Annotated in this window: 10 protein-coding genes; 2 read left to right on the plus strand and 8 right to left on the minus strand. The window is 68.5% G+C overall.

Annotated features, from left to right (window positions below; genetic code table 11):
- Positions 1–87 precede the first annotated feature (87 nt).
- From VFI59_06560 to VFI59_06570, 3 genes are all read right to left on the minus strand, one after another.
- Entirely contained in the window at positions 88–807 is a 720-nt protein-coding gene (locus tag VFI59_06560) for a hypothetical protein (protein HET6713352.1), read from the minus strand.
- Positions 804–1,439 carry a hypothetical protein gene (locus tag VFI59_06565; protein ID HET6713353.1) on the minus strand — a complete coding sequence of 212 codons (636 nt, stop codon included), beginning with the start codon at positions 1,437–1,439 and terminating at the stop codon, positions 804–806. Before VFI59_06565 ends, VFI59_06560 begins: the two co-directional genes overlap by 4 nt.
- A gap of 101 nt (positions 1,440–1,540) precedes the next feature.
- On the minus strand, positions 1,541–2,161 hold the full coding sequence (locus VFI59_06570) for a TetR/AcrR family transcriptional regulator (protein ID HET6713354.1): 621 nt from the start codon (positions 2,159–2,161) through the stop codon (positions 1,541–1,543).
- A 105-nt stretch (positions 2,162–2,266) separates the two neighbouring features.
- Here VFI59_06570 and VFI59_06575 point away from each other — a divergent pair, with 105 nt between their 5' ends.
- On the plus strand, positions 2,267–2,947 hold the full coding sequence (locus VFI59_06575) for an NAD(P)-binding domain-containing protein (GenBank protein ID HET6713355.1): 681 nt from the start codon (positions 2,267–2,269) through the stop codon (positions 2,945–2,947).
- The gene (locus VFI59_06580; protein ID HET6713356.1) at positions 2,944–3,798 is read left to right on the plus strand and encodes an SDR family oxidoreductase; all 855 of its coding nucleotides are present in this window, start codon (positions 2,944–2,946) and stop codon (positions 3,796–3,798) included. Before VFI59_06575 ends, VFI59_06580 begins: the two co-directional genes overlap by 4 nt.
- A 150-nt stretch (positions 3,799–3,948) precedes the next feature.
- Here VFI59_06580 and VFI59_06585 read toward each other — a convergent pair whose 3' ends face one another.
- From VFI59_06585 to VFI59_06605, 5 genes are all read right to left on the minus strand, one after another.
- The gene (locus tag VFI59_06585) at positions 3,949–5,319 is read right to left on the minus strand and encodes an aspartate aminotransferase family protein (GenBank protein ID HET6713357.1); all 1,371 of its coding nucleotides are present in this window, start codon (positions 5,317–5,319) and stop codon (positions 3,949–3,951) included.
- A 349-nt stretch (positions 5,320–5,668) separates the two neighbouring features.
- Positions 5,669–7,276: a serine hydrolase domain-containing protein gene (locus VFI59_06590; protein ID HET6713358.1), complete on the minus strand. Its 1,608-nt coding sequence runs from the start codon at positions 7,274–7,276 to the stop codon at positions 5,669–5,671.
- Between the two features lie 272 nt (positions 7,277–7,548).
- Complete coding sequence (locus tag VFI59_06595) at positions 7,549–8,892, minus strand: adenylate/guanylate cyclase domain-containing protein (GenBank protein ID HET6713359.1); 1,344 nt, start codon at positions 8,890–8,892, stop codon at positions 7,549–7,551.
- Positions 8,855–9,475: a hypothetical protein gene (locus VFI59_06600; protein HET6713360.1), complete on the minus strand. Its 621-nt coding sequence runs from the start codon at positions 9,473–9,475 to the stop codon at positions 8,855–8,857. The genes VFI59_06595 and VFI59_06600 overlap by 38 nt, the downstream gene beginning before the upstream one ends.
- Before the next feature lie 171 nt (positions 9,476–9,646).
- Positions 9,647–12,550: an AAA family ATPase gene (locus VFI59_06605; GenBank protein ID HET6713361.1), complete on the minus strand. Its 2,904-nt coding sequence runs from the start codon at positions 12,548–12,550 to the stop codon at positions 9,647–9,649.
- Positions 12,551–12,867 lie beyond the last annotated feature (317 nt).

Raw genomic sequence — 12,867 nt, forward strand, 5'->3', positions numbered from 1 at the left:
ACCGCCATGACCTCTTCCGCAACCACTACCGGCGCCCCCGAGTCGCCCTCGCTCGCGCGGTCGGGATCGGGCCCGAGCAGGACGTGTTCAAGTCCGTGGATGACCGGGAACCGCCACCCGGGCCGCGCGCCGCTCAGCGTCCTTGCGAACCATCGGGAGGCTCAGGTAGCGGATCAGGATGATCCCCGCCGACATCGGCGCCCAGTACAGCCGGAAGCGCCGGCGCGCCGTCTCGTCGGTGCTCTGCACTCGCGTCCGCGTGACGAACAGCGACTCGTTCTCGCCGAGCGGCTCCGCCCCGAGGGTCCACACGATCTTCACGTACCCCGGCTCGTCGAAGGCGGCGAAGTCCTCCGCCGGCAGCGCGTGGAAGACCACCTCCTCGTGCCAGGGCTGCGTGTAGGCACCGACGACGATCTCGCGATCGGGTTCCTCGGCGAGGACCCCCCAGCCTCCTGCGAGCGTCTCGTCGAGGATCGGCCGCGAGCCCTGGGGGCGGAACGGCTCGCCGTGCAGGAGGCTCGGGACCGAGCGGAGCCAGAAGATGCCCCTCACGAACGGCGAGGCTTGCAGGTCCAGCTCCTTCGCCGCGGCGAACGTGATCGCCGCCGGGGCGTGGACGGGGAAGCTGTGATACTCGTCAACTTCCGGCTCGGGGATGAAACGATCAAGGAACGGGTCCGGAGGCCGGCGTTCGGGATGCACGCGCCCGTATCGCGCCCACGTGATCACCGAATAGGTCCCGTACGTGGCGATCCCCGCGCCGACCAGCCCGGCACCGATCCGGATCGGTCGCGAAACGTTCATGGTGTCACCCCCACGTCGGACATCGATCGCACGCGCTCAGCGCGCGCCTTGATCCCACGAAGCGCCTTGCGGATCATGACGATGTCGCCCGTTGAGGCGACGACCGCGTAGAGCATCCTGGGAGTCAGCACCGGCGGGAAGGTCGCGCGGAGACGTGTGATCAGCCTCGTCGAGTTCTCGTCGACCCGATCGAGCATCCACTCCCAGGAGTACTCGCCCTTCTGGTCCCACCAGAGCATCCGACGCTCGGGCTCGAGCTCCTTCACCCACACCCCGATGTCCTTGCCGGAGACCATCGGAACGAGGTCGCCCACATCGAGGTGCTGCAGCTCCGGGACGATCACATCCGCACTCGGGACCCTCGCGTTGTCGATCCAGTCGTACGTGTACCAACCTGCCCGGCCGCTGCCGATCTGCACGAGCCAGGGCCACACGTGTTCCGGTGGGGCGTCGATCGTGATCGCCCGCGTGGCGTGAAAGTCGGCCATCTGCACGATCGAGTCACCCGGCAGCGACCGCCCGACCTCCTCGTCGGTCGCTCCCCATCGCATGGTCCACGGGCGGACGACCGTGAAGTAGACGAACGCGAGCGCCGCAAGCGCGCTGACCACGACCAACCTCGCGCGACTCATCTCTCTCCCTCCTCCGGTCAGCATCCGACCGAGCCCGCAGGTCGATGAGGGGCATGGGTTGGGTGACCGGGGGGCCTTCTGGTCCGGTGTCGCGCGGCTCGTCAATCGAGCCTGGGGCCAGTCCCGTCATCCCCTTCCGACACCTGGGAGGAGATGAGGGCCTTGGCGGCGGCCGCAGCTCTGCGACCGTGACTGCCCGGGCCGAATACCCGAGCGGCGCTCCAAGCGCCGTCCATGATCAGAAGCAGCTCCTCTGCGAGCGCGTTCGCGTCCCGAGCACCCGCCCGCTTCGCAAGCTCTCGGAAACGATCCACGACGGCTCGCTTGTGTTCGATCGCCGCGCGGTGCCCCGGGTGGTCGGGCTCGGGGAACTCACCGGCGGCCCCCACGAACGCGCACCCCGTGCACTCCGGACTCGAGGCGAGCTTCGCCACACCCTCGAACACGGCCTCGAGCGCCTGCCGCGGATCCGTGTGCGGCTCGATCAACCCATCCATCCACGCGAGTAGTTGTTGATCCGTGCGCCCGAGGTAGACGGCGATCAGGTCGTCCTTGGAGGGGAAGTGGCGGTACAGCGTCATCTTGGCGACGCCGGACTCGGCGACGATCGTGTCCACCCCGACCGCTCGGTACCCATCCCGGTAGAACAGGCGGTCGGCCGTCTGCAGGATCCGCTCCCGAGCCGAGGGCCGGCGGTCAGACCCCTCATCTCGCTGCTGCACCCGCACTCCCTCCCGGTCCGCTCGGTCGGCTTGACATGATACAGACCTGTCTCTACCATCGCCACCCTTGGAAGTAGACAGGTCTGTACCGAAGGAGGATCGACGATGAAGGTGGGAGTGATGGGCACGGGCACGGTCGGGCGCGTCATCGGGGCGAGGTTCGCCGAGCTCGGTCACGACGTCACGATCGGGACGCGAGACGTGGGCGCGCTCCTGGCCAGGACGGAGCCCGACCAGATGGGGAACGAGCCGTTCGCGTCATGGAGACAACAGCACCCGGACGTGATGGTCGACACGTTCGCCGGGGCGGCCGCGTCGGCTGAGGTCCTCGTGAACGCGACGAACGGCGCGGGCTCCCTCGAGGCCATACGCGCGGCCGGCGAGGAGAACGTGGGCGGCAAGGTCCTGATCGACATCGCCAACCCGCTCGACTTCTCCGGTGGGATGCCGCCGTCGTTGATCGTGTCGAACACCGATTCGCTCGGCGAGCAGATCCAGCGCGCGTTCCCGGCCGTGAAGGTCGTGAAGGCGTTGAACACGATGAACGCCCACGTGATGGCCGATCCCTCGCTCGTCGCGGACGGCGAGCACACCGTGTTCGTGAGCGGCAACGACGAGCAGGCCAAGGGCCAGGTCACGGAGATCCTGCGCTCGTTCGGCTGGAAGCACATCCTGGATCTCGGGGACATCACCACGGCCCGTGGCACCGAGATGTACTTGCCGCTGTGGCTCCGGATCTGGGGAGCGCTCGGGACCGGCACGTTCAACGTCGCGGTCGTGCAGTGAGCCAGACGGCGCGGGATCGGATCTGCCTCGTCACCGGCGCCACGTCTGGTATCGGCAGGGCGACGGCACAGGCGCTCGCAGCGATGGGATCGACGACGGTACTCGTCGCGCGCGATCCGGCGAAAGGCGAGACGACCGCGAACGAGATCCGTCGCGCTACGAGCAACGATCGCGTCGAGGTGCGGATCGCCGACCTCTCTTCGCAGGCCTCGATCCGCACCCTCGCCGGTGCATTCGGGCAGAGCCACGACCGGCTCGACGTCCTCGTCAACTGCGCGGGCGCCTTCTTCCGCACGCGTCGCACGACGGTCGACGGCATCGAGATGACGTTCGCGCTGAACCACCTCGCCTACTTCCTGGTCACGACCCTGCTCCTCGATCGGCTGAGGAGCAGCCCATCTGCCCGGATCCTGAACGTGACGGCACCGGCGACGACCAAGGTCGACGTCGACGACCTGCAGGGCGAGCGTCGGTACCGACCCTTCACGGCTTTCGGCGCGTCGAAAGTGGAGAACCTGATGTTCACCTTCGAGCTCGCCCGGCGGCTGGAGGGCACGCAGATCACGGTGAACGCCGTGCATCCCGGCCGGGTCCGATCGAACCTCATGCACGAGGCGCCTGCGCCCTTCCGGGCCTTGACCAAGCTCGTTTCCGGCTCGCCCGTTCGGGCCGGCGCGGCGATCGCCCAACTCGCGACGGCCCCCGAGTACGCCGGCAAGACCGGTCGCCTCTACCACGACGGCGGGGGGATCGAGGCGCCGGCGCGGTCCGGGGACGAGGGACTCCGGCGGCGCCTCTGGGAGATGAGCGAGCAGCTCACGCGCGGCGGATCGGAAGCGTCGGCATCGTGAGGGCGCCCGCGTCAGGACCGCCGACGGGGACCCGATCCCCACTTCCACCACCCATGCCACGGGAGAGATACATCCGGGAATCGGAAGTCAGACACGCGAACCGGCTGCTCCTGCGGAGGCTGGGCCTCCCCGTCACGGCGTTCTCGGCGTTCATCGCGCCACCGCCGTCGGCAGGATCCTCGCCTCCACCTTCGACAAGGCGGTGTCCAGCACCTCGACGGCCCGCTCGGCCTGGGCTTTCGTGAAGACCAACGGAGGGGCGAACACGAGGGTGCCGCCACCCAGAGGCCGCGGTCCGAACAGTCCCATCTGCATCGTCGCCTGAGTGACCTGGTCGGCGACGTGCAGGTCGGATGCGAAGTCCTCGTTCCGAAGGGGGTCTCGCAGCTCGACGGCCATGAAGAGGCCCAGCCCGCGGACGTCTCCCACCGCCGGATGGGCGCGGAGGCCTTCGAGGAGCTCGAGCATGTAGGCCCCGACCGTTGCCGAGTTGTTGACCAAGCCCTCTCGCTCGATGATCCCGATGTTGGCGAGCGCCGCCGCCGCCGAGACGGGATGTCCCCCGTAGGTGTGGACGTCGAAGAAGACCGGGATCCTGACCGCGATCTCCCGCCTCGCGACGGCCGCCGCCATCGGCGCGTAGCCGCTCGTCAGACCTTTGGCAACGACCATGAGGTCGGGAACGACGTCAGAGTGCTCGACGCCGAACCACCGCCCGGTCCGTCCGAACCCACACACGACCTCGTCGGCGATCAGCAGGACGCCGTAGCGGTCGCAGATCTGGCGGACCTTGGCCAGGTAGCCGGCCGGAGGGACGATGCACCCTGCCGTCCCCATGATCGGCTCCAGGATCACGCAGGACACCAGGTCAGGATCGCTGCCGAGGATCGCCTGCTCGATCGTGCTGCCGCAGGCGAGTCCGCACGAGGGATGGGTCAATCCGAGCTCGCATCGGTAACAGTAGGCCGGCATGGCGTTGGCGAACCCCGCCACAGGCACGGCCGGATCGGCCGAGCGACGGAACTCTTGGAACTGAGGGCTCCAGCCGGTCGCCGAAAGGGCTCCCATCGTCGATCCGTGATACGCCCGGCGAAGCGACACGACCTTGTACCGTCGGCCATCGCCGTTGGCCTGGTGATACTGGCGGGCGAGCTTGATCGACGCCTCGACGGCTTCGGAGCCGCTGTTGCAGAAGAACGACGGCGAGAGATCGCCCGGCGTGAGGTCGGCCAGTCTCCGCGCCAGCTCGATCGTGACCGCGCTCGTCACAGAGGCTGGGCTCGTGTAGTTCAGTCGCAAGGCCTGCTCGTACATGGCTCGGGCGATCTCCTCTCGCCCGTATCCGGCAAGGACGGCGAAGAGCCCGCCGGCCATGGCGTCGAGGTACTCGCGCCCGTCGACGTCGTAGAGCAGCGCTCCCTCGCCGCGATCCAACACCCAGGGGCCTGATTCGATCAGCCACTGCCTCGGCGTCATGTGGAAGATGATGTTGTCGAGCGCGTCGTGCTTCAGTTCAGTCACATCTCCGGTGTGCACCGTTCATCGCCTCGCTCGTTGGATCGCCGCCTCAGAGAGGAATCTCCTGATCGCCTCCATGACCTCGACGGTCTGCTCCGCGTCGGGGTTGCGGCCCGCGCGCTCGACGATCTGAAGACCGTCCAGCCCTTGAGCAGGTGGCGACCAGCGAAGATCATCGCTTCCGGGCGGCACCTCGTGCGCCACGCTCCCGACATCAGCTCGCGCGCCAAGAGGAGAGGGTGGAGCCGTGCTGGTCTGCGCCCGCGATCCGCATGAAGTTCGGGAAGTACTCCCTTGGCGTCTCGGATCGGCATGGTTGTGGCTCGCGCCAGCCGTTCAGCCCTGAGCGTCGTCATGCGTCACTACCTCCTCTCGGATGAGACGAGTGGCTTGCTCGCCGAACCGCCCGCGCGGTCGTGGCAACGGCGAGCGCACCAAGCGCTCCGGTGGCCCACAACCTGGGGTTCGTCGTGGCCGAACGCTTCCGGGCAGACAGAGGCTTGCCCTCGGCCAGGTGCACGGCCGTCACCCGCCCTCCCGGTTCGCGCGTGAACACGAGACGCAGCGTGCCGAGCCCGAACCGGGAGAGATCGATCCGGAAGACGTACGGATCGCTCGGGTCATCAGGATGGAGCGCTAACACCCGATAGGCCCCAGGCATCGGGGTCAAGACTCGAAGCACGAGGCGGCCACCCCTGACGAGTACCTCCGCCCCGGCGCCGGCCGCCATCCTGGCCCGGGCATCGGTGAGCCGCGCCGAGAGCTGGTACCAACCGCAGAGTTCCGCCCACAGCTCCGGGTGCTGCGGTATGTCGGTACGGATCGTCCGGTCCGAGACGCCGAGCAGATGGTTGACGAGCCCGGCCACCTCGTTCGGCAGCCAGAACATCGCGCGCCTGGCGCCATTCGTGAAGGCCAGCACGCCCACTCCGTCGTCGGGAGCCACGACGAGCTGACAATCGAAGCCGGGCAGGATCCCACCGTGCTCCATGACGCGATGGCCTCCGGCGTCGCCGCGGTCGAACGCCAGTCCGATGCCCGGTACGCGGGGATCCGGCTGGTAGTGGGGCTCGAACATGGTGGCAAGCGTCGCCGGCTTGAGGATGGACCTATGTTCGTTGGCGCCACCGCCGAGGAGGGCCGCGACGTAGCGAGCCATGTCCCTCGTGGTGGAGTAAGCGCCGCCCCCGCCCACCGTCACCACCTCGTAGTCGGTGACCGCCTTGGCGCCTCCGGAGCCCAGCGTGTATCCCGTCGCGAGGCGCGACCGGACCCGCTCGGATCGGACGAGGTCGGTGTCGGCCATACCGAGGGGGTCGAAGATGTGCTCGCGCATGTAACCGTCGAACGACGTCCCGCTCACCTCCTCGACGATCCGGCCCAGCGTCGCGAAACCGTGGTCGGTGTACGTGAATCGAGTGCCCGGCTCGGTCCGGATCGGCAGGCCGCCTCGGTAGTAGTCCGCGAGGGACGGCACCGGCCGACCCTGCTTCACGGTCTCGCCGAAGAGCGGCCTGGCCACGTCCAGCGGGTGCAGCACTTCAGGGATCCCCGCGGTATGGGTCAGCAGGTGTCGCACCGTCGCAGGCCGGAAGCCGGCCTTCGCGGGGATCAGCTGGTAGCCGCGCAGGTAGTCGTTGGCAGGGGCGTCGAGGTCGATCGATCCTTGCTCCCATAGCTGCATCGCCGCGATCGCCGTGAAGGTCTTGGTGATCGAGCCGATCCGAAAGACCGTCTCCTCGGTGATCGGTGTGCCCGAGGCGACGTCCACGACCCCATGTCCGTGGAAGAACTCGAGGGAGCCATCACGGACCACGCCCACCGCCAGACCGACGGCGGGCCATCGGTTGAGGACCTCTTCGATCCTGGCCCTGAGCTCGAACTCGTCGATCCTGGGGGACCCGTGATCCCGAGACCCGGCGATGGTTCCGCTGTCCTTCGTCCCGGGTGACATCGCCATGCCTCCTTCGTCTCCCGCCCGACACCGCGGGACTCGCCCTTCCTAGGCGGCCACCTGTACGCTCCCACCCCAGAACCTCCGGTCGAGGGCCGCCCGACCCTGCTCCAGCAGGGCCCTCCCGACCCGACCTCGAAGTCGATCGCTCCCACCAGCCCGAGCTGCGTCCGGCGTCCGCATCCTTCCCTCGGTCCCTCAGCGGTTGAGACCACCGATCGAGTCTGGTGTGGAGTGTTACGACCTAGTCCCGGCGGTTCGACACCGCTGGGGCGCATTCATGCCGACACGGCGTAAAGGTGCCAACTGTCCGGCACACCCTTCAGTTCGCGGATGCCGGCATCTTCGAACTCGATGCCCGAGCCTGCGACGAGGTCCTTGACGGTGTGCGAGACGAGGACCTGAGAAGCTGCCGCTTGGGACGCCACGCGCGAGCCGATGGTCACCGCCAAGCCGCCGAACTTGTCCTCGATCCTTTCGCACTCACCCGTATGGATACCTGCTCGGACCTCGATACCGATGTCACGAACGCGGTCCACGATCTCGCTCGCGCAGTTGATCGCTCTCGCAGGTCCGTCGAACGTCGCATAGAACCCGTCACCCGCGGTGTCGTTCTCCGTGCCGCGCCAGCGGTCCAACGCGGAACGCACGATCCGATGATGCTCGTAGACGAGCGACTTCCAGCCGAGGTCACCCAGCGCTGCTTGCCGTTCGGTCGAGCCCACGATGTCGGTGAACAGCACGGTAGCCAACACGCGATCGATGGTCGGACCGCGACGAACGCCCGTGATGAAGGCCTCGATCTCCGACGCGAGCTCCTCGGTGTGGTCCCAGAACGGGATGTGGTCGCTGCCAGGCACCTCGACGAACCGCGCATCAGCGATGTGCTCGGCCACGTACCGTGGACTGCGGACGTCGACGAGATCATCGCCAGTTCGATGCAAGACCAACGTAGGGATGTGCATGGAAGGAAGGATGCCGCGGATATCGGTGTCGCAGTTCTTGCGAGCCTCTGCGGCGCACACACCCGGACTCTGAGTCAGTCGCTGGAACTTCTCGAGCCATCGTAGCTCACGCTCGTCCCCGACGAGCGACGGGATCACCTCGGGGTGCTCGGCGGCCATCGACTTCCGGCCCCAAGACTCGTGGAACAACTCGATCTGCTTGTCCCACTCCCTCCTGGTCCATTCCCAGGTGATCTCGTCGTCGCGTACCCATGTCGGGCTGGGATCCAGCATCGCGAGATGCGAGAACCGATCGGGGTGGGAGGCAGCGCACATCGCGACGATGAAGTTCGTCTCCTCGAATCCGAACAACGCCGAGCGTTCGGAACCGGCGTCGTCCAAGACCGAGAGGACGTCATCGACGGCAACCTCGAGGGTCGCCACCTCGCTGGGTGAGAAGCGCTCCGAGCAGCCGATCCCCCGCCGGTCCATCACGATCAGCCTCGAGAACGCCGCCAACCGTTCCAGGAAGATCGAGTAGCGCGCGCTCTCCCACATCACGTCGACGTTCGAGAGGCCGCCGGGGAGATAGAGGAGATCAACTGAACCGTCACCCACCACCTGATAGGCGAGAGAGACGTCACCGTTCCAGGCGTAGCGGGTTTCCGGTGCCCCCATCGCTCGGAGTGTCCTCCACGTCGAGAGCGCCGTCCACTCGCCGCCTGCGGGCCACTTCCTTCCGCACACGACGCGGGCCCGGGAAAGGAGCCGTGATGGCGAGGGACCCATAGATCACGGCGAGGCCGAGGTATTCCGACAGCTCGAACGGTCCGACCGCTCGCACGATCTGGTCGTACACCATCGGCGCGCCATACCCGATCGTGTTCCCGACCAGCAGCGCCCACCATGCCCATCGCTCGCCGCGGCGGAAGCCATTGGCCGCGATGGCGATCGCCAGCAACGAGAAGGCCACGCCGTAGATGCCGAACATGCGGAAGAGCAGCGTCATGTACTCGGCAGTCTTCGGAGACGTGGCAGCGATCTGCTGCCACGATCCCCCGGTGAAGCCCTCATAGCCTGCGGCCAGGATCGGGGTCGAACCTGGTCCCGACAGCCGCCCGGGCGCCAGCGCCGCCATCGCGCACCACGCGAGGAGCCCCACATCGGCGATCACGACGACGATCCAGGCGACGCGGCGCCATCGCGCGATCGCCCTCGCCCAGGTTCCAGATCCGTGCCGATCTTCCACAGGGACTTCCATGGTCTCCTCCTCCCATGTTTCCTTCGACTTGCCGCCCGCCAGCGACGGATGCCTATCGAGCTTGTCGTGTGCGCGGCTCGGCCGACATCGGGGTGTCACCCTGACTCCGACCCTGATTCCCAGCGTCCGCGACGCGTCATCGGGACCAGGAGAAGACCGGGTCCAGCGAACCTAACTCGGACGCGCACTCGCCGTTCGGTCGGCGCGTTCGACTGCGCGCGCGAGGTCGGCGCGCGTCGTGACGTCCACCTTGTGGAAGATGTTGCGCAGGTGGGTTTCGACCGTCTTCTGGCTCAGGAACAGTTCCGCGGCGATCTCAGGATTGGTCTTGCGGTCGACGACGAGCTGCGCCACCTGGCGTTCGCGTTCGGTCAACGTTGCGATGCCAGATCCGTCTGACTGTCCCGGCCGCGAGCGCCGGTGGGGGCGACGACCGAGCCTTCCGAGCTCTCGCTCCGCGCCTTCCCGGAAGCGCCGCGCGCCGCACGCATCGAACGCTGCCGCTGCACGCTGAAGCTCCGCAACGGCGCGGTCGCTCTGGCCGGCTTGGGCGAAGGCTCGGCCAGCGAGCGTGCGCGAAAGGGCTGCCTCGATCGGGGCCCCAACTTCCTCAGCGGCATCGGCCGAGGCGAGTGCGCGTTCGGAAGCGCGGGCGAAGTCCCCCACGTGGAGAGCGACGGCAGCGCCGGCACGATCGGCCCAAGCGGCCGCGAGGGGAAGCCCCATCGCGTCTGCCGTGACCCCGGCAAGGTCGGCTGCGCGTTCGGCCTCGGCGCGGCGATCGAGCGCGAGCCAGCAGCGCGTGAGCAGCTCAAGGCAGTACGCCCTCCACCCGCCGGGGATGAGCGTCAGCGCCTGGCCACCAGCACGACCGAGGAGCAGCTCGACCCCCTGTTCCGGCTGGCCGTCTTCGAGCAGAACGCCGGCGAGCCTCACCGCAGCCCAAGCCGCGACGAAGCCTTCGTCCAGGTCGCGCGCGAGCTCGACGCCCTCCTCAGCGGTCGCGAGCGCGATGTCGAGATCGCCGACGGCGACCGCGACGACGGAGCGGTTGAAAAGGTTCCCGGCGAGAGCCGGCGGTGTCCCGAGCAGACGAGCGGCCTCGATGCCGCCGTCAAGGAGTTCTGTGGCCTCGGTCAGCTTCGCGCGCACGTACCAGACCCTGGGCAGGATCTGATACAGGCCGAAGGGATCCCCCCCGCGCCCTATCGTTCGAGCGAGGTTGAGGGCACGACTCGCGTGTGCCTCGGCCTCGGCGTAGAGGTCGAGGTAGAGCTCGGCCGCAGCGAGCCAGGCCGCCGCGTCAAGACGGAGCGAGAGCTCGTCATCGGAGAGCCCGTCGACCAGCGCTGCGGCTTCTGCACGTTGGGACTGAGCTGTCTGGGTCGGTCCCGTCATGGCGTCTGCGAGAGCGGACACGGCGAGCGCCGCTGCCATCAGGGCCGCATCTCCCAGCACCTTCGCGGCGCTGACCGCGCGCCCGGCCCAGTCGTGCATCGCCTCGTATCTCGAGCGGTAGAACTCGTTCAGGGTCACCTCGATCAGCAGCCCGACGGACTCGACCGAGGACGGCTCGGGGAGGCCGCGAAGAGCCGTCACGAGACGCGCGTGGGCCTGCTCGTATCGCCCGAGGAAGCGTTCCACCCTTGCGCACGCCGTCGTCAGGGTCGTGCCGAGCGTGCTCGATCGCTCCGGGACGAACGCGATCGCGTCCAGCAGCGCCTCATGACTGTCGGCGAAATGACCCGCCGCAGCCAAGGCCCCGGCACGGGCGAGCAGAAGCTCGACGCGGTCCTGCACCGGCGCGGTCTGTGGAAGCAGCCGCAGCGCCCCACCGAACCACCGTGCGGCGCTCTCGGGCGCGAGGCGTGCCGTTGCCTCGCCCGCCTCGCGCAAGACCGCGACGGCGGCGACGTCGCCCTGGCGCGCAGAGCGCTCGACGTGGTGCGCCCGCGCGGTCACGGCCGCGCCTCGCGCAGCGAGCGCCTCAGCGCACCGCTCGTGCGCGCCGAGTCGCCAGCCTCCCGGGGTGGTCTCGTAGACCGCCCGTCGCACGAGCGGGTGCCGGAATCGGAACCGCCGCGGCACGTCCGTCTGGCGGATGAGGTCGAGCTGCAGGAGCTCGTCGACGGTCTCCATCGTCGACTCCTCCGACGTCCTCGCGGCCGCCCCGGCCAGCTCGGGCTCGAACGGGTCGCCCGCCACCGCGGCGCCTTCCAACACCAAGCGCGCCGGCTCGGACAGCAGCGTGAGCTCCTCGGTCAGCGAAGCGGCGACGGCAGACGGCACCTCGATGGCCAGGGACAGCTCGGCAGCGGCGGAAGAGGCCCCACCCGTGAGGTCGAGCGCCCGCGCGAGCTGCTGAAGATAGAACGGGTTACCGCCGCTCTCTTCGTAGAGGGCGGCCGCGTGCACCGTGTCGACAGCCTCGCCGAGGAAGGCACGCGCCTCGACCTGACTCAGTGCCCCCAGCTCGATCCGGGTCAGCAACCCCTCGCGACAAAACCGCTCGAGGGCGACCGACAGGCGGTCGGGCAACTGGCGCGGACGAACGGCGAACACCATCAGCACCGCTGCAGCCGGCGGTCGGCGCAGCAGCGCGCCGAGCAGCTCGACGGACGCGGAGTCGGCCCAGTGGACGTCATCCAGCACGAGCACGAGGGGCGTCGGCGCGGCGAGTCGCTCGAGGAGCTCGCGGAGCGCACGATGGCTGCGATAGCGCTCGTGCTGGAGCGCCACCCCGCGGCCGTCGGCGAACGCCGACAGGGACGGGAAGACGTGCGCGAGCTCCGCTTGGACATCGTCATCCACCGCCGCGAGCCGTTCCGGCTCCAGGCCCGCGACGTAGTCGTCCAACGCATCGAGGAAGACGGAGAACGGCAGCCCGCGCTCGAGCTCCGATGCCGCTCCCGAGAGAACGAGGTGCCCGCGGGCCTCGGCGCGAGCGGCGAGCTCCTTGAGGAGCCGGGTCTTGCCGATCCCCGGTTCACCCGCCAATTCGAGGGCCCCCGGATGGCCTTGGTCGAGCTCGTCCAGGAGCCACTCGAGCGAGTCGAGCTCTTCGGCTCGCCCCACGAGCAGATCCGCGGGGGATACGCGAGCAGCGATGCCGAAGGGTGCGTCGCCCCGGTCCCCGCGGTAGCCCGCGACCGGCGAACGTGGCCGACCTGGTTCAGATGACACAACCCACCACCCTCCGGGTCGCTCCATGCGAAGCCAGAGGCGGAAGCCTGGATAGGGCCGATGGCCCCCCTCATCCCGGGACCCATGCGACCGAAGGGGCCGTCGAGCCGGGTGGTGCCCTCGAGACGCTCGGTCAGAGCGTGCAGGCTCCTCCGGGCGGGGGATGGATCAGACTCGTCGGGCCAGGAAGAGAATCAGGGCCCAGCTCA

The organism is Actinomycetota bacterium (assembly GCA_035697485.1).
In the GTDB taxonomy this organism is placed as follows: domain Bacteria; phylum Actinomycetota; class UBA4738; order UBA4738; family HRBIN12; genus JAOUEA01.